The organism is Rhizobium tumorigenes (assembly GCF_003240565.2).
Taxonomy (GTDB): Bacteria; Pseudomonadota; Alphaproteobacteria; order Rhizobiales; family Rhizobiaceae; genus Rhizobium; species Rhizobium tumorigenes.
Map to the genome: position 1 here is coordinate 366,939 of NZ_CP117256.1, position 24,259 is coordinate 391,197.

The window sequence follows — 24,259 nt, forward strand, 5'->3', positions numbered from 1 at the left end:
CGTTTACACTAAGTTATTGTAAATATGTGCATTGTGTAATGTAGGGCGTCTGTCGCGATAAGACGATACTATGGAACTATTTGACATTTGAGGAAGCGCAGGCCCGATACTGTCGTTCCATTCCGTGCCGCTCCATAGAGATGGATGTTGCCCTTAGATCGAGTCGAGAGACGACCGGAACCCGCCTGCTGCGACACCGGCCAGGTTTGACGCCCTTCGTTCGGGACGCTCAACCAGAAATCTTTCGACGCTGCGAAAGCCTATCGAGAATGGTCCAGGAAGATGAGATGCCCCATTTCATATTCGGCAGCCTGAGGATCATCACGAGGAAAAGTCCGCACGGCCGCGCAGGTTGCTATCTCTGCTCGCGGCTGCTGGTTCGGTGATGCCGTTCCCTTTCTCGCGGCCAATCTCACTTTCTGGCGGGCCACGGAAATCCTGCGCAGGAACAGCCGTGTATTTGGCGAGGGCGCGTTGCTAAGGGCGAGCGGCCTCTAGGAGAACGCTCTGTGGGCTATGGCTCCTGAACGGTAGAGGCCCGGTATCGTCGGGCCTCTACAGTAGGGATGCGCATTGCCGACATTCGTTTTGGATCGATCTATGGACGAAGGTGCTTACAGACATCAGGGGATTACGCATCGCGTGAATAACTTTCACAAATTTGACCGATGGTGATATGTTTTCGCTGACGGTGACGGTTTCCCGCAATGGGGTCTAGATCCGGTGATCCAATTTCGCGAGATGACCTATGGGTGAATGGCCTACGCAGGGCGTGATTGACTTTCACGGAAGACCCTTACCTGAGCGAGGCGAGCCGGCCGGCTATGCTGCGATCATTGCGGCATTTGACCTAATCGTACCCTCGCCGTCTCGGATGGCCGCGATCTCGGAGCGGCATCACCCCAGATCGACCGAAGCGTGGCTCATGCTCACGCCTCGCCATCGGCCGGAGCCGGCCCTGGTCTCTCAGCTGGTCTTTGCCTTCAAATATGAAGGCATCGACCTTCAGGTACTGGCCGCACTTTTTCGAGCAGCTCGCCCTGAGGCGATCGAGGCGATTATCCGGATGACTCCAACCGGCGCCTTTGCGCGACGGATCTGGTTTCTGTACGAATGGCTGACGGGCGTCCAGCTCGATATTCCAGATCCCGGCAAAGTGCGAATGGTCCCTGTTCTCAACGCGGATCAGCAATATGGTCTGGCGGAGGGCGATCCGTCGCCTCGGCACAAGGTCCTGAACAACCTTCCCGGCACCGCAGATTTCTGTCCGCTCGTTCGAAAGACAGAGGCTCTTGCCGCATTCTCGCAGAAGGCGCTTGGCGTGCGGGCGCGCGAGGCGATGGGCCGGGTCCGACCCGATCTGATAGCACGCGCCGCAGCGTTCATCTTGCTCAACGATTCGAAGTCATCGTTTGCTATTGAAGGGGAGCGGCCGTCTGGGCAAAGAGCGGCGCGTTGGGGACAGGCTATTTCGCAGGCGGGCGTGAGAGCGCTCAGTGTCGAGGAGCTCGATCGTCTTCAGCGGATCGTCATCGGCGATGCTCGTTTCGTGCGTCTCGGGCTCCGAGATGAGGGCGGTTTCGTCGGAGTTCATGACCGCGACACCAACATGCCCATTCCCGATCACATCAGCGCCAGACATGAGGACCTCGAAAGCTTGATTAGCGGTCTCATCGCCTATTCCGATCGCGCGACACGAGGAGCGATGGATCCGGTCGTGGCTGCAGCTTGCCTGGCGTTCGGCTTCGTCTACATCCATCCGTATGTCGATGGGAACGGCCGCCTTCACCGCTGGCTGATCCATCATGCTCTCGCGACAGCAGCCTACAGCCCGCCTGGTCTCGTGTTTCCCGTCAGCGCAGCAATCCTGCGGAACATAGACCAGTACAGGGCTGTGCTCGAATCTTGGTCTGGGCCTTTGTTGCCTTTCATCGAATGGCGCCCCACCGCTGCTGGCAACGTTGAAGTGCTGAACGACACCGCTTCGTTCTACCGGTACTTCGACGCGACTGAGCATGCCGCCTTCCTCTACGATTGCGTCGAACAGACCGTGGATCATGATCTGCCGCAGGAAGTCCGGTTCCTCCAAGCCTTTGATCTTTTTGCGGCTGGTATTCAGGAGGTCGTCGACATGCCTATGGCCCAAGCCGAGTTGCTGCACAAATTTCTCGACCAAAATGGAGGTCGCCTGTCGCAGCGGGCGCGCACAAAGGAGTTCGCTGCACTCAACGATACGGAGGTTGAGCAGATCGAGGCGCTCTACGCCGGCACATTCGATCAACCTGCCCAATGATACTAACATTTCGGTGTTTCGGGCCCATTCTCATTCGGCGCATTCGCCTCTATCTTGCTCGCGCACGCGCTTACGCGGCGATTGCTCTCAAAGCTGTTTCGAAGGGACTAGGATGGAAGCGACAGGCGTTCTGGCTGCCGGGGAAACAACAGCCGCCATGGCCTATATCAAGGGTCGAAGGGGTGTATCACCACGCCAGATGAAATTGATCCTGCTAGTCTGTATGTTGACGATCGGCATCCCAGTGGGAGGATGGGTGTCGGGGTCATGGTTCGCAGCCACGATTTCAATCGAGTTCGCTTTCGTTGGCGTTTGGGTGGGATTGCTGGCAATCCAAAGACTGGCCGGCTCTTCAATGCGGAAAGCTCTTGCGAAGCGAGGTCAAGCATATGAGCAGCCGCTTTCGCTTCGCTTAACCCCTGAGGCGCTAGTCTATGATCTGGGCGACCTGACGATGACCGCCAATTGGCGTTGCGTCACGGATCTCTTTCAAACCCGCAAATACTGGGTGTTTCTGGTTCAAAGCAGCGCCATGGTCCTTCCTCGGCGCTTTTTTACAACCGCCGAAGCCGAACACATTTTTATTGCCGAGGCCATGTCGCGGATGACGGACGCGGCGCGTGCGAGAAGCCCGGATGCGGCAAAGCTGATTGGCGGTTAGCGTTGATTTTTGCATCAGGACCGACTGGGCTAGCCCGTAGAGTGTTGCAGGGGCATGACGCACTCGATGATGCGCTTTCGGTTTCATATACGCTGCAACACCTCACGAAGGTCGGAAAATTGCAGTCGATGGTATTCGACGGCGAGTGACAGAGGGGTCAGATCGCTATATCGCTCAAAATTAAGGCGACAAGTGGAACTGATGCTACATCACATTTCATTTGGGGTGGCGAACATCGAAAGATCAGCCGCTTTCTACGACGCTGCTTTTGAACCCATTGGTATGTCCGGGTCTGGGAAGACCTAACCCCCGGCGACCCAGATCAAGCAATTGGTTATGGCCTGCCTGGTGGTGGCGACAAATTTACGATCAAACTTCGAGGTGGGGATCCTCAGTGTCCGGGAGCCGGGTTTCATCTTGCTTTTACTGCCCCGAGCCGAAGCGCGGTCGCGTTATTCCACAAGGCCGCTATGGACTATGGCGGTCTCGACAATGGACCACCAGGTTTGCGAGCGCACTATGGACCCAGTTATTTCGCCGCCTTCGTTATCGATCCGGATGGACATCGCGTTGAAGCCGTCTGCAAGGAACCCGAATAGTCATCGTCGCGTGAGTGTCGGCGGGAAGCTAGCGTTATGGAAGAACCACCCCGACGGCATTGCTGTATCGCGAAAATCCTAGACTGCCCGAAAACTCTAAGATCCCGTGACCTGAACCGGGTGTATTTCGGAGCTAGAAAACCTTTGCCATATCGACAGTCGTAAAGCCGGGACGAGGCGCGACCTGCGCCGGTGTCGAGCCATGGTCCGGGCCAGAGATGTTAAAGGCATCAACAATGGCGAAGGCGCGCTCGTCATCGTTCTCGCGCAGTCGACCAGCAGACCACAATGAAGACAGGGATGCCAAGCATGAGCAGGCTCCAGGGGAACAACGCAAACGTGAACACTCCAATCGACCCAGCGAACGCCGCTGCCGCGAAAATCCACAATGCTGTGGCGACCTTCGCCCGCATGTCGTTCTCCTTCCATCTAGAAATGATCTAGCCGAGATCGGCTTGGGGGGAGTGCCCCCCGTTTCGCCGGACAGTCGGCTAGTTTGATTTAGCCCTGATGAACTGCCGAGGGTAGGCCATCTTGAGCGCGGAATGGGGATGGATTTCGTAGTAGTCTTCGCTCCATCGATCTGCCGGAGCGCGGTGTCGGCGCCCGGAAGTGGTGAGATGCGGATATAGTCCCGTTTCAGGGTTTTGACGAAGGCTTCCGACATGCCGTTGGACTGCGGGCTGGCGACCGGTGTGAAGCAGGGCGTCAGGTTTATCGCCTGGGCGAAGAGCCGGGTGTCTTTGGCGGTATAGGCCGAGCCGTTGTCGGAGAGATGTTCGATTGCCTGTGGCGCTCGCGTTGCACCGAAGCGTTTTTCTACCGCCTCCAGCATCATGTCCCGGACGTCGGAGCCCGATATCCCGGCATTGGCGACGGCCATCCAGGCGATGATTTCGCGGTCGAAGGCATCGATAATGAAGCCCGGCGACGTCGCCTTCGTCATCTCCAACACAGGCACGACCCGCTCCATCATCGATATCGCCCGGATCGCCCACGAGAACGGAGCGACTGTGATCTGTTTGACCGGTTCGGATTCGCCGCTCACCCATTATTGCGACGTTTCGCTGATTGTCGAGACGCTCGGAAACACCAACATGTACATGCCGATGATTTCGCGCATTGCGGCACTGGTCGTGATCGATATCCTCTCGACCAGCGTTGCCCTTCGACGTCCGCCTGAAGATCAGGCAAGAATACATCAGATGAAGCCGCAGCTGAGCTATATGTGAAAGATGCAGCCGATTTAATTTCGTCTGTTCCACGTAGAAGCCGTCGCCTTGAACCAATTCGAACCGAAGGCACACCAAACCCCACAGCTCATCCGCGGCGCTACATTGAAATACTTTCCCAATCTTCATGCCCGTGGCGAATTCGCACTACGAAAATTTTCTCATCATCTTCAACCCGATAGACGATGAGATGTGCTTTGAAGGGATGAATTCTGATGGGCGGTTCGATCTCATTCCGTTCGCGCGCGATGCGTGGGTCAGCAGCTATCAGATCAAATAATGCGAAAAGTTCATCGTGGTAGCGTTTTGCCTGATCTACTCCGAACATACGGGCACCCTGCTGGGCGATCGCAATAATGTCTTCTTCCGCCTCGACAGAAAGCTTAAAACTCATGACTCGCTGGTACGAGCCATCGCCTCAGCGAAGAGTTCATCCTTCGATCGAATGCCAACGCCACTTTGGAGCCTGGCCTCGACGAAGCTTTGCATGGCGGCAATCTTGTCGTTTCGTGTCTGGTCGCGTCTGATCAAGTCGCGTACGTAGTCACTAGCGTTCGAATATCGCCCGGTCCTAGCCTGCGCCTCCACCCAATCCTTCATCGGGTCTGGAAGAGATACGTTCATTGTCGCCATCGGAAACCTCCATTTGAAGAGATTATGTCCGATTTTGGCAAAGTTTGTCAAATGCTCCACATCTGTATGGGTCAGAACCGTCCCCCATTCTTTCTGCAGGTGCGATAACGCCCATTTATGGAACTCCCCGTCGGAAGCACCTATCAAGCGACGTACGCGATGTCGCCGGAAATTCGCTGTTTCTGCGCTTGCGATCCGACGTCGCGGATCGGCGCCAGGACACCAGACTGGTTTTGCGGGATCTGGCCAAGAGCCGGATCGGATACGCAGAGAATTTCAAGACCTGCGCCAAGGTTCGATAGGAAACGTCGGCGCCACTTAGTACTGCGGCACGGTGATGCCACCCAGCCCGCTTGCCGTACTATTCGATGTTCCATCGCAATAGCCGCCGTGTGCGGTCGCGCTCCGGGGCGGTGATGCGAAACTGCTCCGCCAGGCCATGCGCCACCTGCAGCGCTTCGGCATACGATCGTATAGGATGCGACCGGTTGGCGTTATTAAACGCTGTGCCCTGCTGGCGTCGGGCATTGGTGGCGCTGCGTCGGGATCGGTCGTGGATGCCGCGCTGTTCTATCTCGCCCGCAGACGCCGCACGGCGCTGTCGCCGACGAGTTGCACGAGGCAAACCAGGGCGATCAGCACCGCGATGACCACGGCCATAACCGTTGTGTCGAACCGCTGATAGCCGTAGCGGATGGCCATGTCGCCGAGCCCGCCTGCGCCGACGGCGCCGGCCATGGCGGAGGCACCGATGATGCTGACGATGGTGATCGTGAAACCGCCAATGATGCCCGGCAGCGCCTCCGGCAGCAGCACATGGCGCACAATGTGCCAGCGGCGGCAGCCGATCGCCTGCGCCGCCTCGATCAGCCCAGCGTCGACCTCGCGCAGGCTGACTTCGGCGATCCGCGCAAAGAACGGTGTGGCGCTGATCGACAGCGGCACGACGGCCGACCAGACGCCGATCGTGCTCCCCGTGATAAAACGGGTCAACGGCAACAGTGCGACCAGGAGAACGATAAAGGGCGTGGCACGAAAACCATTGACGATCGCCGACAACACTTTTTGCGCCCGAGGTGCATTGATCAGACCGCCCGGTGCCGAGAGCACCAGAAAGACGGCAAGCGGAATGCCTGCAAGGACGGCGATAATCGCCGATACACCGACCATGACGATCGTATCGAGAAGTGCCTGCCAAAGGCGATCATACATCAGTGCGGACATAGCCCAATACCCTCACGTCATGCGCCAGGCCGGCAATTTTGGCGGGAACGTTGTTATCCAGAGAGCCGATTGCCAGCAGAAGACGGCCATGTACATGGCCCTGGATACGGTCGAGCGAACTCTGCAGCAGCCTCACGGACGCACCGGCGGCAGCGGCAATCCGCGTCAGGTCCGGCTCCAGGCCGTCGGCCCCGGTATAGGTGAGCTGCAGGATCACGCTGGTAACATCCCGGCTGCTGGTTGGCCGGATGTGGCGGGCGATATCGTCCGGGATATCGCGGGTCAGCGGTTGCAGCAGTGCGCGTGTTGCGTCGTGCTGCGGATCGCCAAAAATGCGCCAGACTCGCCCCGTCTCGGCAATCTTGCCTTGATCGAGCACCAGCACATGGTCGCAGATTTCGCGGATGACGCTCATTTCATGGGTAATCAGCACGATCGTCAGTTTTAGCTGCTGGTTGATGTCCCTCAAGAGCTGCAGGATAGACAGGGTGGTTTCCGGATCGAGCGCCGAGGTCGCCTCGTCGCAGAGCAAAATCTCCGGTCGATGGACAAGCGCCCGGGCAATGCCGACCCGCTGTTTCTGGCCGCCGGATAGCCGTGATGGATAGGTTCCTTCTTTTCCCTCGAGGCCAACAAGGGCCAGGACGTCGGCCACCCTTTCCGCGATCTGGGCGCGCGGCACGCCGGCCACCATCAGCGGCAGGGCGACATTGCCCCAAACCGTTTTTGCCGATAGCAGATTGAAATGCTGAAAGATCATGCCGATGCGGCGCCGCAGAGCGACGAGGTCGTTTTCGTCAAGCTGGGCGATGTCCTGCCCGTCGACGAAGACGCGGCCGCTGCTTGGCTTTTCCAGGCGGTTGATGGTGCGAAGCAGGCTCGATTTCCCTGCACCGCTTCTGCCGATGATGCCATAGATCGCGCCGGGCGGAATGGCCTGGGTGATGCCCTGCAGGGCGTGGACCGGGCCGGCGGAGGAGCGGTAGGTTTTCTCGACGGCTTCGAAAGCCACCGATCCCTTGCCGATGGCGCTCTGCGGCTGCGTCAGATCGACAGCCGCCCCGGACCCCGCGCGCGCTCCGAAAGACGAAACCGCGCGCTCCCGCAGCAGCTTCAGTTCAGCCATGGCAACGTGTACAGCTTGCTGTTGGCGGCGAAGGCCTTGTCGATCGCCGCTTTGACAGCGGGCGAATTCTGATAGAGCGTCACCAGTTCCTTGATGCCTGGATCACCCGCCTTGTCCTTCTTGACGGCAAAGACGATGGCGAACTGCTTGTCGTCGACGCCGGAGTAGAGCAGGCCGGAGCTCGGATCGAAGGCTTTTGACGCGACGATGAAGTGGGGATAGCCCTGCGCCAGGTCGACGTCGCCGGTAACACGCGCCAGCTGCGGCCCCTCTACCTCGGTAAAAGTCAGATGTTTGGGATTGTCGACGATATCGTCGAGCGAGCCCTTGAAGCCGACGCCTTCCTTGAGCTTGATCAAGCCGGCCTTCTGCAGCAGCAGCAGGCCGCGGCCCTGATTGACCGGATCGTTGGCGATGGCGACTTTTCCATTGTCCGGAATGCTTTTGAAATCCTTGTACTTCAGCGAATAGAGACCGATGTTCGCCAGGACGCCGATGCCGGCACTGGTGAAATCATAGCCGCGATCAGCGATGGCGTTGTCAAGAAAGGGCTTGTGCTGGAAATAGTTGACGTCGATATCGCCGGACTGGAGAGCGATGTTCGGTGTCGTCCAGTCGGTGAATTCAACCACCTGCAGATCGAGCCCCTTCGCCTTCGCCTCGGGGATCAGCGCCTCGATGGAATCGGCATAGACACCGGGCACCACGCCGACCTTGATGGTTTTGGCCTGAACCGTTGCGGTGAGCGCCAGCAAGGCCGCGGAAACTAAAGCTGCAAAATGATATTTCATCATGACCTCGCGACTGAATGGCGCGGAGTGTAAAGATGATGGACGGGGTAGACCAACCGCAGGATCACCAATCCACTCTCGCTTTTGGAAAGCAACGCTATCTTTGGCGTTTTATCCGAACAATTATTTCTTCCGTCACCGTCTCTGCGGGCAAGCCCATGGAGCGCACGGACATCCATGCGGCGTGCGGCGGCCGGAGTTTGTCACCGCAGAGCACCGTAAATCGGACCCCGCCGTCGAAAGAATAATCCATTGCTGGCTGCCAACTGCGAACGCCACTCAGGTTTGACGAAAGAACAGATTCGATCGGTCACCCAACAGCCGACGTCGTCAAGCAGTCATCCGCATCCCTCTGCGTGTAAAGATGCCCGATGCAGCTTTGACAGGAAGCTATTTCCCGACTCATCTTGAATTTTAGTATATTTGAACTGTCAAAGCTCGAAGCCCCTGCTTAGCCTATAGTCGCCGGCGTCACGAAAGGCGACGGCTTAAGAAACGGCGACGTGCGCCACATGGGTAGGGACGGGACAATGAAACTCCACAAGGGACTGCTTGCCACCTTGTTCGGCGCAATGACACTGGTCGCTGCCTTCGGTGCCAGTGCCGCCGACAAAAAAGTCGTCGTCGGCTATCAGACGGATGCCTTGCCGTCGTCGGTCGGCATCGCTAACGGCGCCTTTGCCAAGGCGACCGGCTATGACATCGATTTCCGTAAATTCAATTCTGGCGCCGATATCTTTGCCGCCATCGCCTCCGGTGACGTGCAGGTCGGCTATGTCGGGTCCAGCCCCTTTGCAGCGGCGACTTCGCGCGGCCTGGCCGTCAAGGCCTTCTACCTCTCGTCGATTTCGGGCATCGACGAAGCGCTGGTCGTGCGCAATGGCTCTGGGATCGATACGCTGGCGGATCTGAAAGGCAAGAAGCTGGCGGCCGCTCCGGTCTCGACTGACCACTACCAGCTTCTCGCTCTCATCAAGAGCCTCGGCCTCACCGAAAAGGACGTTCAGGTCTTCGCCATTCCCCAGCCGCAGATCGTCGCGGGTTTCGCGCGCGGTGATATCGATGGCGGCTTCGTTTGGGATCCAGCGCTGACCGAACTGAAGAAGAACGGCAAGGTGCTTATCACCTCCAAGGAGGTTGCCGACAAAGGCGCGCCGACCTTCTCTGCCTGGGTCGCCGCTACCGACTTCGCCGACAAGAACCCCGCTTTCCTGAAAAACTTTGCCGGCGTTATCAACGCATCCTATGCTTCCTTTGCTAACGACAAGGCCGCCTGGGGGCCGGACAGCGACAACGCCAAGCTGCTGGCCAAGCAGCTCGGCGGCACGGCGGAACAGCAATCTGCCGCACTGAAGAACCTGACATTGCTGACACCTGAAGTTCAGGCTTCCGATGCCTGGCTCGGCGGTGGTGAGAAGTCCGGTGCGGCCAAAATCCTCAAGGATACGGCAACGTTCCTTAAGGACCAAGGCAAGGTCTCGGAGGTCCTGCCAAGCTACGCCGCCTTCGTCACGCCAGACGCCGTCGTCGCGCCGAGTAACTGATAGCAACCGTCCCGCGCTGTCGTTATTCGCAGCGCGGGAAACATATTGGATTTCACATATGCTGAAAGTCGAACGCGCCTCCGTCTATTTCAAAGCGCGGGATGGCCGCACCGTGCATGCTCTGGACCGGGTGTCTCTCGACATCCCCGACCAGGGTTTCGTCGTTGCACTGGGTGCTTCCGGCTGTGGCAAGTCGACCTTGCTGCATGCCATCGCCGGATTTCTGCCGCTGTCGGAAGGCAAGATAACCCTGGACGGCCGACCGATCGAAAAGCCTGGTGCCGACCGTGGCGTCGTGTTTCAGAAAGACACGCTCCTGCCCTGGAAGTCGGTCCTCGACAATGTTGGCCTCGGCTTGAAATTTGCGGGCGCCGGAAAATTCGAGCGCCGCGAGAAATCGCAGGAGCTGCTGCAGCTGGTCGGTCTCGGCGAGTTCGGCAACGCCCTGCCTCATGAGCTCTCCGGTGGAATGCGCCAGCGCGTCGGCATCGCCCGGGCGCTGGCGACGGAGCCCGATATCCTGCTGATGGACGAGCCGTTCGGCGCGCTCGACAGCCTGACGCGCGAGCAAATGCAGGAGCTTCTGGTGTCGATCTGGCACCGGACGCGAAAGCGCATCTTCTTCATCACCCATTCGATCGAGGAGGCGCTGTTTCTTGGCACAGAAGTGATCGTCATGTCGCCGCGCCCAGGCCGGGTCGTCGCGCGCTTCAGCCTCGATTTCGTCAAGGACCTTGCCAAAATCGGCGATGCGCGGGCGATCAAGACATCGTCCAAATTTGCCGATCTGCGCGAAGAGATCCGCACCATCATCCACAGCACCGACGACGTCAGGAGCGCTGCCGAATGACCGAACTGACAGAAGCAGCGAGCATTCTCCATCCGGAGGCGGAGGCGACCCATCGCCTCGTTAAGATGCGCACCTTCGGCATAGGCGAGCGATCGACTGCACCGATCAGCATAATCACCGGTATTTTGCTCTTGGCCGCCTGGTGGGGCGTGGCGAAATCTGGGCTCGTAGCCCATCTCTTTCTGCCGACGCCGGAAGAAGTCGTGAAGCAGGCAGTCGCCGTCTATAATGACGGCTATGCGGGCGCATCGCTCTGGGAGCATGTGTCGGCTAGCCTGTTTCGAATTCTCTCTGCCGCGTTCATCGCCTGTCTTTTCGGCGTGCCCGTCGGGCTGGCCATGGGATTGAACCGCTGGGCCAAGGGCGTGCTCGACACGCCCATCGAATTCTACTGGCCGCTGCCGCCACTGGCCTACCTGCCGCTGATGATCATCTGGCTCGGCATTGGCGAGACGTCAAAGATCACCCTGCTGGTCCTGGCAATGTTCGCGCCAATCTGCCTGTCGGCCCAGGCCGGCGTGCGGTCCCTACCGATCGAGCGGGTCAACGCTGCGCTGTCGCTGGGCGCCAGCCGCTGGAACCTGTTTTTCGACATCGTTTTGCCTTCGGCATTGCCGGAAATCCTGACGGGCATCCGCATCGCGCTCGGCGTCGGCTGGGGAACGCTTGTGGCGGCCGAATTGATCGCGGCAACCCGCGGCATCGGGTTCATGATCATGTCAGCCTCGCAATTCCTGGCGACGGATGTTGTGTTCGTCGGCATCGGCATCATCGCCGCATGCGCGTTTGCCTTTACACTGATGATGAGCGCCTTGGAGGCATGGCTTGTGCCTTGGAAAGGCAAGAGCTGACGCTCCTGTCAGTCGAAACCGCCGCGGAACAAAAGAGAGTTGGTCACCAATCAGGATGCTCGCTCAAGATGCGCTTGTTTCGCCCACCTAACGAGGCCGTGCAGGTCGTAGAAGAAGGCAGTTCCTGCATTGGGCGCCCGTATCGAAGCGGTGAGATACTTTTTGCAAAGGTGTCACCAAAACTGTGAAAATCTTTCACCGCGGAAGCAGACGTTACTGACCGAACGCCTTCCGTATCGCGCGTCTGCAGTTTAGGCTTAAAGCATCTCAAAGGATTTTTGATCTTTTCAACCATATCGACGCCCCTCTTATTTCGGAGACATCATGACTATCCTTCTCACACGGTCGCGGCTGCTCGGCACGGTCCTTGGCGTCGCGGTCGCCTTTTCCGCCGGCCTTGCCAAGGCTGAAACGCCAGCCAATGTCCTCGTCGTTGCCCAGTCGATCGACGATGCCGTGAGCTTTGATCCGGCTGAAGGGTTTGAGCTGACCACCGTCCAGGCATTTAACAACATCTATCAGCGCCTGATCCAGTCCGACCGCAAGGACGGTACCAAGATCGACCCGGCACTGGCGCTCTCCTGGAAGCCCGGAGCCGACGGCAAGAGCCTGACCTTCAAGCTCGACCCGGCCGCCAAGTTCGCCTCCGGCAATCCGGTTCGCCCCGAAGACGTGAATTTCTCGCTGTCGCGCGCCGTAAAGCTCAACAAGGCGCCGGCCTTTATCCTCAACGAACTCGGATGGAAAGCCGACAACGTCGACAAGGCGATCGAGAAGGTCGATGCTGAAACGGTGAAGCTCACTTGGACGGCCGATGTGGGGCCGGCCTTTGCACTGTCACTGCTGACAGCGCCGATCGCCTCGATCGTCGACGAAGCCTCCGTCTCGCCCCAGGCCAAGGATGGCGATTTCGGAAATGCCTGGCTGAAGACCAATTCCGCCGGCAGCGGTGCTTTCACGATCGCTAGCTACGCGCCGCATGAGGCGTTGGTTCTGCAGTCCAATCCGACATCGTCGGAAAAACCAAAGCTCGACAGCGTCATCATCCGTAACGTGCCTGACGTTTCGGCGCGCCGCCTGCTGGTCGAGCAGGGCGACGCCGATATCGCCCGCGGCCTGTCCGCTGACCAGATCGAGGCACTGAAGTCAAAGGCCGGTGTCAAGGTCCTCGCCGTGCCATCGGCCCGCACCGACTACCTGTTGATCAACACCAAGGCGAACGCAACGCTCGGCAACCCTGCCTTCTGGGAGGCCGCCCGCTATCTCGTCGATTACGACGGCATTGCCAAGGATCTGCTGCGCGGCCAGAGCCAAGTCCACCAGGCCTTCCTTCCGGTCGGCTTTCCCGGCGCGCTGACGGATACGCCGTTCAAGCTCGATGTCGCCAAGGCGAAGAAGATCTTGGCAGACGCCGGCATCAAGACACCATTCAAGATCGAGTTCCCGGTCTTCAACGACCAGCCCTTTCTGTCGATCGCCCAGTCGCTTCAATCGAGTTTCGGCAAGGCTGGCATCGAGCTCGACATCCAGCCGGGCGTTGCCAGCGAAATCTACGCCAAGGGCCGTTCCGGCCAGTACCAGATCACCCTGCGCTACTGGATTCCGGACTACTTCGACCCGCATTCGAATGCCAGCGCCTTTGCCATCAACAAGGACAATTCCGCCAACACGGTTGCCAGGCAGGCCGGCTGGGTCATTCCGGATCTGACCAACGAAACACTGGCCGCCGTCAAGGAGCAGGATGCCGCCAAGCGCATTGGGCTTTACCAAGACTTGCAAAAGAAGCTTCAGAAGTCGTCGCCCTTCCTTTTCCTGCTTCAAGGCAGCGATCAGGTCGTGTTAAGCGACAAGATCAAGAACTATGTGCAGGGCCTGAATGCCGATCAGGTCTATTACGACCAAGTGGAAAAATAAGTGCAGCCTGCGACGCTCGCGGTATCTCTGGATAAGCAAAACTCCCGTCAGCCAAAAGGCTGGCGGGGGTTTGTCATGTTAGGGCGCCTGTTGCGCTGGCTGTGGTCCTTTGCGCTGACGTTGCTTGGCCTGGCGCTCGTCACCTTTCTGATGACGCGGCTTGCCCCGGCCGATCCTGCCCTACAGATGGTCGGCGATCATGCCAGCCAGTCGAGTTACGACGCAGCGCGCCTAGCGCTCGGTCTCGACCGCCCGCTTCCTATTCAGTTTTTGCGCTATCTGCAGGCCGCTTTTTCCGGCAATCTCGGCCAGTCCATTTCGACCGGGCAACCGGTCGCGAGCGACATCGCACGCACCTTCCCGGCAACGATTGAACTGGCAACGACCGCCATCATCGCCGGCGCCATCATTGGCCTGGCGCTTGGTATCCTTGCCGCCATGCGGCCGGGAAGCTGGGTCGATGCCATTGCCCGGGTCGTTTCGCTGTTCGGCTATTCCGTGCCGATCTTCTGGCTCGGCCTGCTGATGCTACTGCTGTTTTATGCCCGCCTGCATTGGGCGCCGGGTCCCGGACGGCTAGGGATCGTCTTCCAATATACTGTCAAACCCGTCACTGGATTTGCGATCGTCGACGCCTGGCTGTCAGGTAAGCCGGGTGCTGTGGCCGACGTACTCGCCCATCTCGTGCTCCCCGCCACCGTGCTGGCACTCTATGCGCTGGCCGGCATTTCCCGACTGACGCGTGGCGCGGTGCTGACCGAGCTCGGCCAGGAATATGTGCTGACAGCGCGGGCCAAGGGCGCCAGCCTGACCCGCATCGTCTTCGTCCACATCCTCCCGAACATCTTTAGCACTCTGCTGACCGTCGTGGCACTGGCCTATGCCAGCCTGCTCGAAGGCGCTGTGTTGACAGAAACCGTGTTTGCTTGGCCCGGCATTGGCCGATACCTGACGACAGCCATGTTTGCCGGTGACACCCCGGCCATTCTTGGCGCGACGCTTGTCGTGGGAAGCACCTTCGTGCTGCTGAACGCCCTGACCGACCTTACCGTCGGCTTTGTCCAGAAGGACCGTGCCCGATGAGCCTTGTGGTGGAACCCGCGGTTCTCTCCAGCTCCCTGCTGCGGCGCGTGCTGCGATCGCCGTCGGCAGCCATCGGGACGACGATCCTGTTCTTGATGCTGTTCGCGGCACTCTTTGCGCCGCTGATCGCACCCTACGATCCGAACCTGCAGGAGACGGCCAACCGGCTCGCCGTGCCGAGCGCCGAACATTGGATCGGCACCGATGCCTTCGGCCGCGACCTGCTGTCGCGCTTGCTCTATGGTGCCCGCCCGACCCTCTTGCTGGTGCTGTTCGTCGTGCTGCTGATGGCACCCACCGGTATTGTCATCGGCGTGCTCGCCGGCTATTTCGGCGCCATCACTGAGCGTATCCTGATGCGGATCACCGACATCGTCATGTCCTTTCCGCGGCTGCTGCTGGCCTTCGCCTTCGTCGCCATCATGGGCCCTGGGCTTCTCAACGGTGCCCTGGCGCTCGCGCTCACCAGCTGGCCGGCCTATGCAAGGCAGGCGCGCGTCGAGACGGTGGCGTTGCGCCGCAGCGATTATCTTGCCGCCGCCGAGATGGTCGGCATCCGCGGGACGCGGCTGCTGATCGGCCATGTTCTGCCGCTGGTGATGCCATCCGCCATCATCCGCCTGGCGCTTGACCTGTCAGGCATCATCCTCGCCGCAGCCGGTCTCGGCTTTCTCGGCCTCGGCGTCCGTCCGCCGACGGCTGAATGGGGCTCGATGGTCGCCGAGGGCACTCAGGTGATTTTCGACCAATGGTGGATAGCCGCCGCCCCCGGCTTTTCGATCCTGTTCATCTCGCTAGGCTTCAACCTCGTCGCCGACGGCCTGCGCGACATCCTGGATCCACGTCATGGCTGAACCCTTGCTCGACGTCCAGAACCTGACGATTGCCTTCCCGTCCGACCGTGGTCCGATCGATGTGGTCAAATCCATCTCGTTCGGCGTTGGCCGCGAGATCGTCGCCGTCGTCGGCGAATCCGGCTCGGGGAAATCGATGACCGGTCGCGCCATCATGGGGCTGCTGCCACCGCAGGCCAAGGTGCGCGCTGAGGCGATGAGGTTCGACGGGGTGGATCTGCAGACAATGCGACCTTCGCAGTGGAATGGTCTGCGCGGCGATGGCATTGGCCTGATCTTGCAAAACCCGAAATTCTCGCTCAATCCGGCCCATCGCATCGGCCGTCAGATCGAGGAAACATTGCTCTTGCACACCAAACTGTCCGCTGGCGAGCGTCGCGACAGGGCGCTGGAGATGATGGACAAGGTTGGGCTTGCCGATCCGAAGCGCGTCTACGACAGCTATCCGGCCGCCCTGTCCGGCGGCATGGGCCAGCGTGTAATGATCGCCGCAATGCTGATCAATCGCCCAAAACTGATCATCGCCGACGAACCGACCTCGGCGCTCGACCATGATTTGCAGGAGCAGATTTTGCTGCTGCTGCGTTCTCTGGTCGAAGAGTTCGGCATGGCCATGATGCTGATCAGCCACGACCTCCAGCAGGTAGCGCGCTATGCCGATCGCGTCATTGTCCTGCGCCAGGGCGAGATCGTCGACCGTCTCCCGGCCGCCAGCCTCGCCGAAGCCAAGTCGCCCTATACCAGAGGCCTCTGGGCGGCACGGCCGTCCGTAACCACTTACGGAACACGCCTGCCGGTGATCGATGACGAGGACGCGACGTGACTGGGATCGTAGTAGAGCATCTTTCGGTCACTTTTCAGGGCGCAACGGCTCCATTTAAGGCCGTCGACGATGTCAATCTCTCAATTGCCAAAGGCGAGACCTTTGGCCTCATCGGACCGTCCGGCTGCGGCAAGACCACAGTGCTGCGCAGCATCGCCGGCCTGAACTTGGCGTGGGGCGGATCGATCTCCGTCTTCGGCCAAAAGCTGCAGCCCCACCACAAGGTTACCGGTCTCTTGCGGCGCGAGATCCAGATGGTGTTTCAGGATCCCTATTCGTCGCTGCACCCCCGCCACCGCATCCGCCGCGTGCTCGGCGAGCCGCTCACGATCGCGGGCGTCGCCGACGTCGAGGCGGAGGTTGCTTTGGCGTTGGAGCGGGTCGGCCTTTCGGCAGCAATCGCCGATCGCTATCCGCATCAGCTCTCCGGCGGCCAGCGCCAGCGAGTGGCGATCGCCCGGGCCCTTCTGCTGAAGCCACGACTGCTGCTGCTCGACGAACCGACCTCGGCGCTGGATGTGTCAGTCCAGGCCGGCATCCTCAATCTGCTCAACGATCTCAAGGCGTCGCACAACATGACGCTGGTGCTGGTCAGTCATGATCTCGGCGTCATCGGCCACATGTGCGACCGGGCCGTGACGATGGAGAAGGGGGGCATCATCGGCGAGGTGGATCACGCCGGACTGTTGGCGAGCTCACTAGCCACACCCTAATGGCGGCGGCGATAGCGCAGTGAACACATGCTGTAGTCGAGCTCGGATATTTGCGCCAGAAGTTCATCGGTGGTGCCGTCTTCGCAGTCTTCGCTTCCAAAGCAGCGGCGCGCTTCGTGCAGATGCAACCTGTCTTCCAGGCTGTCGCGACGAGACCGAAGGCGACCGAAATAGCGCAGGACGCTCATTGAGTTCTCCTTGTTCGACGTTCGTGTTCCGCAGAAACCGTCCTATCGAATTAGTCTACAATACTAGTAGACTAAAGAAATGGGGCACTGTCCTTGTCGCATTTCTTGAAAAAGATAACCGCCATGTGCTGGCCAGGTGCGGATCCACGAAACAAGCGGCTGGCGCTAATCCTCGATGTGCAGGACAGCGCCGTGCGAGCGGCCAATGTCGAGATTGGCAGCGCCGCGGCCGCGCAGACCGACCGAGAAGGCGCCCTCGCCGCGCGCCCGCAGACGGCTTTGCGTCTCTCCCTGGTCCCGCCCGACGAGTTCGATGATCGACGCGCCGATTGCGACGCGGACACGCTCGCCGGAGCGGCTGACGGCATCGGCCCCCACTAGTGCACGATAGCGGTCCGCGCTCGCCGTAATATCCGCGACATCGACGCGAACGACCGCGATCCCCTCGACCCCGTTGGGGTGCCGGCGATGCTCGCCCGGGGGCACGCGCAAATCCCGCGATGTGACATCGCCGCACCAGAAGGGCAGGTCGCGCGTTTCCGGGCGGACGATCTGCCAATCGAGCCTGACGCCATCCGGCCGCAAGCGCCCGCCGGCCGTCGGCCCATTCAGGCTCAGGCCACGCGCCCGGGCGGCGGCGAGATGCGTCTGGGTGTCGTCCGGAACCAAGGCGAAATCGACAAGCCCCTCGCCGGCCTCGGTCAGCAGTGTCCACCACGGATTGCCGGGAGCGGGCCGCTGATAGGCGATCAGCTCGAAATAGGCGCCATCGGCAAACACCACCAGGGCATTGTGTGATACGCCGCCGTGATGCACGCCACCGGGATAAACCGTGAAGCCGAGCAGCCGGTAATCCGCGACGGTCCGCTCAAGGTCATTGACGGCGATGACAATGTGGTCGAGGGCAAAGGCCATGTTTTGGTTTCCGTTGGAGGAGTATCTTACGACAGTGCGTGCCACGCGCCTTAGGCCACAGGTGTCGGCTCTCCGAGCGACAGCATCAGCCGGTTGGCCCAGTTGAAGAATGCCGCGCCGTGAATGACGTCAGAAATTTCCAGATCGTCAAGCCCCTCGGCCCGTAAGCGCTCGATCTCGGCCGCGCCAAACACGGGCGGGGTGGCCGTCAGCGCCACGGAGGCGGCGACGATGGCGTTCCAGCGGCTGCCGAGATCGGCATCGGTGCCCTCATCGAGAAGCCGCTGCACATCCTCCGTCCGCTTGGAAAAATGCGAGGCGAAACGGGCATGCACCGAGGCGCAGAAGATGCAGCCGTTGGAGCGCGAGGCGGCGGCGGCCGACAATTCGCGATCGGCACGGGGAAGGCCAGACTTTGTGTTGTAGAAAATGTCCTTGTCGGTCTTGGTTCGAGCACCCAAGATGTCCGGATCGCGGGCGAGCAGCATGAAATAGGTCGATTTCGAGCGGGCGGCATCGACAAGGCCGGCCCAATGCCGGTCGGTCAGATCCGTCTCTTCCAGCGGCTGAAGCCAGGGCGTCCAGCCGATTTCGGCCTGGGTGAAGGCATTTGGACGGTTGTCGATATCGGTGTGGATGATCGTCTCGGACATGACTGTCTCCCTATGCGTTCGCGGTTGCCGTCGTGTTTGCGGCGGCCAGTGGTTTGGTGCCGGCGGCAGCCAAGGCGGTCAGGCCGGCAACGACGCGGATCTGGAAGGCCAGGAAGGCGAGGATCTGCGACAGGGTGACGATGGCCGTCGTGCTCCAGCCGGCATCCAGCAGCTTCTGCAGCGCCTCAGGGCTGGATTCGCGCGGCCGGAACATCAGGAGGTGGCTGTGCTGCAGCGCCGCCGTCAGCCTCTTGCCGAGCGTCACGGCGTTGAATTCGGAGATGACGAAGGCCGGCCCCGGCTTGTCCTCGGCCGAAAGCGGCCCGCTCGGGAAGCGTCCGTAAGGCCCTTGCGTCCGGCCCTTTTCAACCTCGGCATTGATGGCGCCGAGCAGCGACGCGCTGCCGGGGATCTCGGCCAGGCCCGCGGCATAGAATTCCGCCACCGCATCGGCCCGGTGCAGCCCGGCAACGAAGGCGGCCACCGCCAGGCGCTCGGTCCGGCTGACATCGCCCGGCTCGGCCGGCTCGAACAGCGCCAGATAGCTCTGCTGGGCGTTGGTGCGCGTTTCCGGTCGCTCGCTGCGAATGCGATCGACGTTGGAACCGGCGCCTGTTCCGGCCAGGAGATCGATGACGTCAGGTTTGGAGGATGTCATGGGAAAGCCTTTCTGTTTGAAGGCGCGATTAGGCGGTTGCCGCATTCAGGCGCGCAATCGGACGGACTGCCTGTTCGGCCCAGCCCAGCGCCGGCGCTACTTCGGAGGCGATCAGTTCGAGCGAGCGCAGGATATAGGCGTGCGGCGGATCGACGGAATGGACCTGGAAGACGAGATCAGTGACGCGCGACAGTGCCGTGTCGGCCTGCAGCGAGGCGATGACGTCGTCTGGCGTGCCGACATGCGCGTCGAAGGCCTTGATTAGGCCGGCTGTCGTCCGGTCGGCGATGACATGGCCGCTGGCGACGAAGCGCTCGACGCTGCGCTGCAGGCCGATCTCGGCCAGATGCAAAGCCTCCTTGCGGTCGTCGACGACAAACAGGCTGCGCGAGCCGAGAATGCGCGGCGCACGCCCGGTCGGCAACGCCGCAAGATAGGCGTCGATGATCGGGTTCTGCAGGTCCCAAAGGGCTGCAAACGGTGTCTCCGCCGGTCGCGGCTGGGTGCGCGACAGCATCAACCCGTCGCCATCGCGGCCGGCCCGCTCGCCGCCGCCGACGGAGAAGGTCGCCTGCCAAACGCGATCGCCGAGGGTCGGTGCAGCCGGATAGAGCCGGTTGCCACCCGGCAGCTCACCGCCGCTCCAGGCCTTGCGGATTGTGGCGAGATGGCTGCCATAGACGGGCCCGCGTTCGGCGCTGTCCAGGCCGAAGGGTAGAAACGCCTGCGGCGTGCCGCCAGTGCCAAACCCGACCTCCAGCCGGCCACCCGACAGCAGATCGAGCACGGCGGTGTCTTCTGCGACCCGGACGGGATTTTCCATCGGCAGGGTGATGACGCCGGTGCCGAGGCGGATGCGTGATGTGCGGGCAGCGATATCGGCGAGCAGCACCAGCGGCGCCGGCAATCCACCTTCCTCCTCATTAAAATGGTGCTGCGCCAGCCAGGCGCTGTCGAAGCCGACTTTTTCGGCATGGATGATCTGCTCGCCGACCAGGCGATAGCGGGTTTCGGCGTCGGTCTGGTCGAGCACGCGGCTGAAGAAGCCAAGTCGCTTTGGCTGAGAGGAAACGGTCATGGGATTATCCTGCACTGGTAAGGGGGTTGCGCATCAATGATTGGTAGCGCTTGCCGGGAATGGCCTCGAGCAGCTCGCGGGTGTAGTCGCTTTGCGGACTGCCGAAGACGTCTTGCACCGCGCCGTCCTCGACCAGCTTGCCGTTGTTGAGCACGGAGACGGTGTCGGCAATCTGCCGGACGACGGAAAGATCATGCGAGACGAACAGATAGGTGAGGCCCAGATCCCGCTGCAACTTTTCGAGCAACGCCAGGATCTGCGCCTGAACCGTGACATCGAGGGCGGACACGGCTTCGTCGAGCACCAGGATCTGCGGATCGAGGACCAGCGCCCGGGCAATGGCGACGCGCTGTCGCTGGCCGCCGGATAAAGCCCGCGGCTGGCGCTGCAGCACATCGGCCGGCAGGCCGACCTCTTCCACCATCGCCGCAACTCTGTCGAGCCGCTCTGTCGGCGCGATCCGCTCGAAATTCAAAAGTGGCTCCTCGACGATCCGGCGGATCGTCTGGTGCGGATCGAGCGAGCCGAACGGGTTTTGATAGACGAGCTGGATTTTCTTGCGAAAAAGCCGCAGCGTCTCGCCCTTCAGCGAAGCGAGGTCCAACCCATCGATGGTGATCCTGCCCGTCGTCGGGCGCTGGAAGCCGGCGACGGCGCGGATGGTCGTGGTCTTGCCGGAGCCGGATTCGCCGACGATCGCATGGGTGGTGCCGCGCCGGACGCGGAACGAAATATCGTCGACCGCCCGAAAGCCCGCGCCCCTGCCCTGGCCAAAATCCTGGACGAGGTTTTCGACGACGATGATGTCCTTCGAAGGATCGTCGGCGGGCTGCGTATCGCCTATCTGCTGCGCGGCAATGGCCGCCAACGGCCTTGGCTTGATGTTCAGCGAGGGTGCATCCGCCAAGAGCTGACGGGTATAGCCGCTTTTCGGTTGTCTCAAAATTTCGGCGGTGCGGCCCTGTTCCTGGATGACGCCTTGCTGCAGGACGATCAACCGGTCGGCGCGGTCGGCGGCAACACCGAGGTCATGGGTGACCAGCAGCACCGCCGTTCCCGAATCCTGGCGCAGCACGTCGATCAGGTCGAGGATATGCCGCTGCACCGTCACATCCAGCGCGCTGGTCGGTTCGTCGGCAATGATCAGGGACGGTTTGAGGGCAATGGCGATGGCAATCAGCACCCGCTGCTTCATGCCGCCGGACAGTTCGTGCGGATATTGCTGGGCCCGCAGTTTCGGCTGATTGAGGCCGACGCGGTCCAGCAGCTCGATAGCGATCTCATAGGCCTGTGCACCCGAGGCCTTGCCGTGAATGGTCAGGATTTCCGCCACCTGCCGACCGATGGTTTTGACCGGGTTGAGCGAATTGCCCGGATCCTGGGGGATGAGGCTGACGACGGAGCCGCGAATACCGTTCAATCGCTTCTGCGGCCATCGTGCAATGTCTTGGCCATTAAGGCGGACGCTGCCGCCTTCAAGCCGGCCGTTAGAGGGCAGCAGCCCGATGATAGCCTGCGCCGTGGAACTCTTGCCGGAACCGGACCCACCGACCAGCGCCACAACCTCGCCGGCCGCGACGGTAAAATCGATGCCATGAACAGCGGTGCGCCATCCGTTCCGGTCCTCGTAACCGACCGTTAGGCCGGAGACGTCGAGGGCAGGTAAGGCGGCGTTGTTAACTGTCTGAACGATGGTCATATCCGCGCCCTCCCAATGGCTTGGCTGACACGATTGACAGAGAGTACGACCAATACGACAACGATGCCGGGTGCGGCCGTCAGCCACCAAGCGGTCGCGATATAATTTCGCCCCTCGGCGATCAATAACCCCCATTCGGGTGTCGGCGGCGGTGCGCCGAAACCGAGGAAGCCAAGCGTTGCCAGCTGCAGCATGGCCCAGCCGATCTGCAATGCTGTGAACCCGATGACGGATGTCAGGGAGTTCGGCAGGATATGGCGCCAGAGCACCTGTAGGAAAGTGCCGCCGCTGCCGAAGGCGGCCTCGACATAGTCGCTGCGGCGGACGGTGACGACCTCCGAGCGCACCAGCCGGGCAAAGCTGGCGATTGAGGTGACGCCGACGGCGATGGCGGCGTTGGTCGTACCGAAGCCAAGTAGCGCGATGACGCTCAGCGAAAGCAGCAGCGCCGGGATCGACAGCAGCACATCGACGAAGCGCATGATGGTGGCATCAACCCAGCCGCTGAGCGAGCCGGCGAAAATGCCCATCGTCGTGCCGACGACAAGCCCAATGGAGACGGCCGCAAGCGCGCCTGACAGTGAATTGATCGACCCATAGACGATGCGGCCGTAGACGTCGCGGCCGAGCGAATCTGTGCCGAGCAGATGCAGCGCGCTCGGTGCCTTGAGCTGCTGGCCCGGCTGGCCGGCAAAGGGGTCGTAGATCGTGAACAGGCCCGGCTCAATGGCCCACAAAGTGACGACGGCGAGAACGATGATGCCGAGAATCAGGCCTGGTTGGAGACGACGGATCAACCAGCGCGAGCGTGGACCTTCGGACAGCAGGTCTGGTGCTGGCGCAGCGGCGACCACGCCGGTTTCCGCTTTTTCGATGGTATGCACGGCTATATCGAGAAGGCTCATCGGATCCCTCCAAAAGCAACTTTCAGCCTCGGATCGAAGACTGGATACAAGAGGTCAACGACGAGATTGATGACCACGAAGGCGGTGGCGGAGATGACGACGATCGCCTGCAGCACGGCGACATCCTGACTGTTGACCGCCTGTTCCGTCAGGCTGCCGATGCCATTCAGCCCGAAGACCGTCTCGGTGACGACGGCGCCGGCCAAAAGTTCGCCGAACAGTACGCCAGCGAGGGTCATGACGGGAAGCGCGGCGTTCTTGGCGACATGCCGCCAAAGCACCCAGGCATGCGACGCACCCTTGGCACGGGCCACCGAGACAAAGGGCCGCGTCAAGACCTCATCGATGTTTCGCAACAGGATTTGCGCCATTGGGGCCGAGATCGGCACGGCAAGTGTCAGCACCGGCAGGATCAAGCCCTGCCAGGGGCCGGGATTGATCACCGGCACAAGGTGAAAGCGGAACGAGAACAGGTGAATGAGCATGATCCCAAGCCAGAAGGCCGGTACAGAGATGAAAAGCGCCGGGATCGACTGGATGAGGGTGCGCAATCGTCCGAAGCCGGCGATGTTGGCGAGCACGGCGATGACCATGGCAAACAGCGTTGCGGTCGCAAAGCCGAGGCCGGCAAGCCACAGGGTGGCCGGTAGATTGGTGGCAAGCTCGGAGCTGACCGGAACGCCGGCCTTGAACGAATAGCCGAAATCGCCCGTCAGAAACTTGCCTATGGCGCGAAAATATTGCTGCAATATCGAGCCATCAGCAGCGTAGGCGGTACGGAGCTCCGCCAGCTGGTCGGGGCTGAGGCCATAGTCCGGATTCTGAAATTTGATCAGCACCGCATCTCCAGGCATCGCCTGCAGCAGCAAGAAGGAAACCGTGAAGCTTACCCAGAGTACCAGCACCGCCTGCCCTACTCTGAACATGATATATCTTGGCATGACAGACCTCATCAACTGCATTGGCCCGGGC

The 24,259-nt window shown here is 60.8% G+C and carries 25 protein-coding genes and 3 pseudogenes; 13 read left to right on the forward strand and 15 right to left on the reverse strand.

The window, feature by feature from the left end; genetic code table 11:
- The first annotated feature begins 748 nt into the window (after nucleotides 1–748).
- The 4 genes and pseudogenes from PR017_RS19495 (at nucleotide 749) to PR017_RS19510 (ending at nucleotide 3,553) form a co-directional block, all read left to right on the forward strand.
- Nucleotides 749–2,293, forward strand: a complete 1,545-nt coding sequence (locus PR017_RS19495; protein WP_111219177.1) for a Fic family protein — start codon at nucleotides 749–751, stop codon at nucleotides 2,291–2,293.
- A 112-nt stretch (nucleotides 2,294–2,405) separates the two neighbouring features.
- Nucleotides 2,406–2,954: a YcxB family protein gene (locus tag PR017_RS19500; protein ID WP_111219179.1), complete on the forward strand. Its 549-nt coding sequence runs from the start codon at nucleotides 2,406–2,408 to the stop codon at nucleotides 2,952–2,954.
- A 44-nt stretch (nucleotides 2,955–2,998) separates the two neighbouring features.
- Nucleotides 2,999–3,103, forward strand: a pseudogene (locus PR017_RS19505) (exonuclease); the annotation flags it as partial.
- Nucleotides 3,104–3,155: 52 nt separating this feature from the next.
- A pseudogene (locus PR017_RS19510) lies at nucleotides 3,156–3,553 on the forward strand (VOC family protein).
- A gap of 491 nt (nucleotides 3,554–4,044) precedes the next feature.
- Here the strand turns inward: PR017_RS19510 and PR017_RS19515 are convergent.
- Nucleotides 4,045–4,475: pseudogene (locus PR017_RS19515) on the reverse strand (DDE-type integrase/transposase/recombinase); the annotation flags it as partial.
- Between PR017_RS19515 and PR017_RS19520 the strand changes: the two are divergent.
- A complete protein-coding gene (locus PR017_RS19520; RefSeq protein WP_240538957.1) occupies nucleotides 4,471–4,785 on the forward strand; it encodes an SIS domain-containing protein in 315 nt (104 codons plus the stop codon). The pseudogene PR017_RS19515 and the gene PR017_RS19520 sit on opposite strands and share 5 nt — an antisense overlap.
- 100 nt (nucleotides 4,786–4,885) lie before the next feature.
- On the opposite strand, the gene PR017_RS19525 is transcribed toward PR017_RS19520, so the two are convergent.
- The 5 genes from PR017_RS19525 to PR017_RS19545 all read right to left on the reverse strand — a co-directional run bounded on the left by PR017_RS19525 (nucleotide 4,886) and on the right by PR017_RS19545 (nucleotide 8,559).
- Nucleotides 4,886–5,179, reverse strand: a complete 294-nt coding sequence (locus tag PR017_RS19525) for a type II toxin-antitoxin system RelE/ParE family toxin (RefSeq protein ID WP_111219181.1) — start codon at nucleotides 5,177–5,179, stop codon at nucleotides 4,886–4,888.
- Entirely contained in the window at nucleotides 5,176–5,418 is a 243-nt protein-coding gene (locus PR017_RS19530) for a type II toxin-antitoxin system ParD family antitoxin (RefSeq protein WP_111219220.1), read from the reverse strand. The genes PR017_RS19525 and PR017_RS19530 overlap by 4 nt, the downstream gene beginning before the upstream one ends.
- Before the next feature lie 570 nt (nucleotides 5,419–5,988).
- Nucleotides 5,989–6,642, reverse strand: a complete 654-nt coding sequence (locus PR017_RS19535; protein ID WP_111219183.1) for a methionine ABC transporter permease — start codon at nucleotides 6,640–6,642, stop codon at nucleotides 5,989–5,991.
- Nucleotides 6,623–7,768, reverse strand: a complete 1,146-nt coding sequence (locus PR017_RS19540) for a methionine ABC transporter ATP-binding protein (protein ID WP_111219185.1) — start codon at nucleotides 7,766–7,768, stop codon at nucleotides 6,623–6,625. The genes PR017_RS19535 and PR017_RS19540 overlap by 20 nt, the downstream gene beginning before the upstream one ends.
- On the reverse strand, nucleotides 7,756–8,559 hold the full coding sequence (locus tag PR017_RS19545) for a MetQ/NlpA family ABC transporter substrate-binding protein (RefSeq protein WP_111219187.1): 804 nt from the start codon (nucleotides 8,557–8,559) through the stop codon (nucleotides 7,756–7,758). The genes PR017_RS19540 and PR017_RS19545 overlap by 13 nt, the downstream gene beginning before the upstream one ends.
- Nucleotides 8,560–9,131: 572 nt before the next feature.
- On the opposite strand from PR017_RS19545, the gene tauA reads away from it, so the two are divergent.
- From tauA to PR017_RS19560, 3 genes are read left to right on the forward strand one after another with little or no spacing between them, the layout of a single operon-like run.
- Nucleotides 9,132–10,103, forward strand: coding sequence for a taurine ABC transporter substrate-binding protein (tauA, locus tag PR017_RS19550; protein ID WP_425070049.1), 972 nt, complete (start codon nucleotides 9,132–9,134; stop codon nucleotides 10,101–10,103).
- 58 nt (nucleotides 10,104–10,161) lie between these two features.
- Nucleotides 10,162–10,953 (forward strand): taurine ABC transporter ATP-binding protein, encoded by a 792-nt coding sequence (locus PR017_RS19555; RefSeq protein WP_111219191.1) that lies wholly within the window; start codon nucleotides 10,162–10,164, stop codon nucleotides 10,951–10,953.
- Nucleotides 10,950–11,804 carry an ABC transporter permease subunit gene (locus PR017_RS19560; RefSeq protein ID WP_111219193.1) on the forward strand — a complete coding sequence of 285 codons (855 nt, stop codon included), beginning with the start codon at nucleotides 10,950–10,952 and terminating at the stop codon, nucleotides 11,802–11,804. The genes PR017_RS19555 and PR017_RS19560 overlap by 4 nt, the downstream gene beginning before the upstream one ends.
- A 43-nt stretch (nucleotides 11,805–11,847) precedes the next feature.
- On the opposite strand, the gene PR017_RS19565 is transcribed toward PR017_RS19560, so the two are convergent.
- Entirely contained in the window at nucleotides 11,848–12,099 is a 252-nt protein-coding gene (locus PR017_RS19565; protein ID WP_133255573.1) for a hypothetical protein, read from the reverse strand.
- Between the two features lie 29 nt (nucleotides 12,100–12,128).
- On the opposite strand from PR017_RS19565, the gene PR017_RS19570 reads away from it, so the two are divergent.
- The 5 genes from PR017_RS19570 to PR017_RS19590 all read left to right on the forward strand — a co-directional run bounded on the left by PR017_RS19570 (nucleotide 12,129) and on the right by PR017_RS19590 (nucleotide 17,191).
- Nucleotides 12,129–13,718, forward strand: a complete 1,590-nt coding sequence (locus tag PR017_RS19570) for an ABC transporter substrate-binding protein (protein ID WP_111219195.1) — start codon at nucleotides 12,129–12,131, stop codon at nucleotides 13,716–13,718.
- Between the two features lie 75 nt (nucleotides 13,719–13,793).
- Nucleotides 13,794–14,801 carry an ABC transporter permease gene (locus tag PR017_RS19575; RefSeq protein WP_111219221.1) on the forward strand — a complete coding sequence of 336 codons (1,008 nt, stop codon included), beginning with the start codon at nucleotides 13,794–13,796 and terminating at the stop codon, nucleotides 14,799–14,801.
- Nucleotides 14,798–15,655, forward strand: a complete 858-nt coding sequence (locus PR017_RS19580) for an ABC transporter permease (protein WP_111219197.1) — start codon at nucleotides 14,798–14,800, stop codon at nucleotides 15,653–15,655. Before PR017_RS19575 ends, PR017_RS19580 begins: the two co-directional genes overlap by 4 nt.
- Complete coding sequence (locus tag PR017_RS19585) at nucleotides 15,648–16,478, forward strand: ATP-binding cassette domain-containing protein (RefSeq protein WP_111219199.1); 831 nt, start codon at nucleotides 15,648–15,650, stop codon at nucleotides 16,476–16,478. Before PR017_RS19580 ends, PR017_RS19585 begins: the two co-directional genes overlap by 8 nt.
- Nucleotides 16,475–17,191 carry an ABC transporter ATP-binding protein gene (locus PR017_RS19590; protein WP_111219201.1) on the forward strand — a complete coding sequence of 239 codons (717 nt, stop codon included), beginning with the start codon at nucleotides 16,475–16,477 and terminating at the stop codon, nucleotides 17,189–17,191. Before PR017_RS19585 ends, PR017_RS19590 begins: the two co-directional genes overlap by 4 nt.
- On the opposite strand, the gene PR017_RS19595 is transcribed toward PR017_RS19590, so the two are convergent.
- The 8 genes from PR017_RS19595 to PR017_RS19630 all read right to left on the reverse strand — a co-directional run bounded on the left by PR017_RS19595 (nucleotide 17,188) and on the right by PR017_RS19630 (nucleotide 24,228).
- A complete protein-coding gene (locus PR017_RS19595) occupies nucleotides 17,188–17,379 on the reverse strand; it encodes a hypothetical protein (protein ID WP_111219203.1) in 192 nt (63 codons plus the stop codon). The genes PR017_RS19590 and PR017_RS19595 overlap by 4 nt on opposite strands.
- A 165-nt stretch (nucleotides 17,380–17,544) precedes the next feature.
- Nucleotides 17,545–18,294, reverse strand: a complete 750-nt coding sequence (locus PR017_RS19600; protein ID WP_111219205.1) for a VOC family protein — start codon at nucleotides 18,292–18,294, stop codon at nucleotides 17,545–17,547.
- A 50-nt stretch (nucleotides 18,295–18,344) separates the two neighbouring features.
- Nucleotides 18,345–18,947, reverse strand: a complete 603-nt coding sequence (locus PR017_RS19605) for an alkylhydroperoxidase domain protein (RefSeq protein WP_111219207.1) — start codon at nucleotides 18,945–18,947, stop codon at nucleotides 18,345–18,347.
- A gap of 10 nt (nucleotides 18,948–18,957) precedes the next feature.
- The gene (locus PR017_RS19610; RefSeq protein WP_111219222.1) at nucleotides 18,958–19,605 is read right to left on the reverse strand and encodes a CMD domain protein; all 648 of its coding nucleotides are present in this window, start codon (nucleotides 19,603–19,605) and stop codon (nucleotides 18,958–18,960) included.
- A gap of 28 nt (nucleotides 19,606–19,633) precedes the next feature.
- Nucleotides 19,634–20,683, reverse strand: coding sequence for a putative FMN-dependent luciferase-like monooxygenase (locus tag PR017_RS19615; RefSeq protein WP_111219214.1), 1,050 nt, complete (start codon nucleotides 20,681–20,683; stop codon nucleotides 19,634–19,636).
- Between the two features lie 4 nt (nucleotides 20,684–20,687).
- Nucleotides 20,688–22,382, reverse strand: a complete 1,695-nt coding sequence (locus tag PR017_RS19620) for a dipeptide ABC transporter ATP-binding protein (RefSeq protein WP_111219215.1) — start codon at nucleotides 22,380–22,382, stop codon at nucleotides 20,688–20,690.
- Nucleotides 22,379–23,287: an ABC transporter permease gene (locus PR017_RS19625; protein WP_111219216.1), complete on the reverse strand. Its 909-nt coding sequence runs from the start codon at nucleotides 23,285–23,287 to the stop codon at nucleotides 22,379–22,381. The genes PR017_RS19620 and PR017_RS19625 overlap by 4 nt, the downstream gene beginning before the upstream one ends.
- Nucleotides 23,284–24,228: an ABC transporter permease gene (locus PR017_RS19630; RefSeq protein ID WP_111219217.1), complete on the reverse strand. Its 945-nt coding sequence runs from the start codon at nucleotides 24,226–24,228 to the stop codon at nucleotides 23,284–23,286. Before PR017_RS19630 ends, PR017_RS19625 begins: the two co-directional genes overlap by 4 nt.
- Nucleotides 24,229–24,259: the final 31 nt, after the last annotated feature.

Excerpts from the sequence above, each read along its gene's own strand:
- PR017_RS19575 (WP_111219221.1), top strand. The coding sequence starts at position 13,794 with ATGTTAGGGCGCCTGTTGCGCTGGCTGTGGTCCTTTGCGCTGACGTTG.
- PR017_RS19600 (WP_111219205.1), bottom strand. The coding sequence starts at position 18,294 with ATGGCCTTTGCCCTCGACCACATTGTCATCGCCGTCAATGACCTTGAG.
- PR017_RS19535 (WP_111219183.1), bottom strand. The coding sequence starts at position 6,642 with ATGTCCGCACTGATGTATGATCGCCTTTGGCAGGCACTTCTCGATACG.
- PR017_RS19540 (WP_111219185.1), bottom strand. The coding sequence starts at position 7,768 with ATGGCTGAACTGAAGCTGCTGCGGGAGCGCGCGGTTTCGTCTTTCGGA.
- PR017_RS19500 (WP_111219179.1), top strand. The coding sequence starts at position 2,406 with ATGGAAGCGACAGGCGTTCTGGCTGCCGGGGAAACAACAGCCGCCATG.
- PR017_RS19520 (WP_240538957.1), top strand. The coding sequence starts at position 4,471 with ATGAAGCCCGGCGACGTCGCCTTCGTCATCTCCAACACAGGCACGACC.
- PR017_RS19625 (WP_111219216.1), bottom strand. The coding sequence starts at position 23,287 with ATGAGCCTTCTCGATATAGCCGTGCATACCATCGAAAAAGCGGAAACC.
- PR017_RS19620 (WP_111219215.1), bottom strand. The coding sequence starts at position 22,382 with ATGACCATCGTTCAGACAGTTAACAACGCCGCCTTACCTGCCCTCGAC.
- tauA (WP_425070049.1), top strand. The coding sequence starts at position 9,132 with ATGACACTGGTCGCTGCCTTCGGTGCCAGTGCCGCCGACAAAAAAGTC.
- PR017_RS19545 (WP_111219187.1), bottom strand. The coding sequence starts at position 8,559 with ATGAAATATCATTTTGCAGCTTTAGTTTCCGCGGCCTTGCTGGCGCTC.
- PR017_RS19605 (WP_111219207.1), bottom strand. The coding sequence starts at position 18,947 with ATGTCCGAGACGATCATCCACACCGATATCGACAACCGTCCAAATGCC.
- PR017_RS19530 (WP_111219220.1), bottom strand. The coding sequence starts at position 5,418 with ATGGCGACAATGAACGTATCTCTTCCAGACCCGATGAAGGATTGGGTG.
- PR017_RS19495 (WP_111219177.1), top strand. The coding sequence starts at position 749 with ATGGGTGAATGGCCTACGCAGGGCGTGATTGACTTTCACGGAAGACCC.
- PR017_RS19525 (WP_111219181.1), bottom strand. The coding sequence starts at position 5,179 with ATGAGTTTTAAGCTTTCTGTCGAGGCGGAAGAAGACATTATTGCGATC.
- PR017_RS19570 (WP_111219195.1), top strand. The coding sequence starts at position 12,129 with ATGACTATCCTTCTCACACGGTCGCGGCTGCTCGGCACGGTCCTTGGC.
- PR017_RS19585 (WP_111219199.1), top strand. The coding sequence starts at position 15,648 with ATGGCTGAACCCTTGCTCGACGTCCAGAACCTGACGATTGCCTTCCCG.
- PR017_RS19560 (WP_111219193.1), top strand. The coding sequence starts at position 10,950 with ATGACCGAACTGACAGAAGCAGCGAGCATTCTCCATCCGGAGGCGGAG.
- PR017_RS19595 (WP_111219203.1), bottom strand. The coding sequence starts at position 17,379 with ATGAGCGTCCTGCGCTATTTCGGTCGCCTTCGGTCTCGTCGCGACAGC.
- PR017_RS19610 (WP_111219222.1), bottom strand. The coding sequence starts at position 19,605 with ATGACATCCTCCAAACCTGACGTCATCGATCTCCTGGCCGGAACAGGC.
- PR017_RS19565 (WP_133255573.1), bottom strand. The coding sequence starts at position 12,099 with ATGGTTGAAAAGATCAAAAATCCTTTGAGATGCTTTAAGCCTAAACTG.
- PR017_RS19555 (WP_111219191.1), top strand. The coding sequence starts at position 10,162 with ATGCTGAAAGTCGAACGCGCCTCCGTCTATTTCAAAGCGCGGGATGGC.
- PR017_RS19615 (WP_111219214.1), bottom strand. The coding sequence starts at position 20,683 with ATGACCGTTTCCTCTCAGCCAAAGCGACTTGGCTTCTTCAGCCGCGTG.
- PR017_RS19580 (WP_111219197.1), top strand. The coding sequence starts at position 14,798 with ATGAGCCTTGTGGTGGAACCCGCGGTTCTCTCCAGCTCCCTGCTGCGG.
- PR017_RS19630 (WP_111219217.1), bottom strand. The coding sequence starts at position 24,228 with ATGCCAAGATATATCATGTTCAGAGTAGGGCAGGCGGTGCTGGTACTC.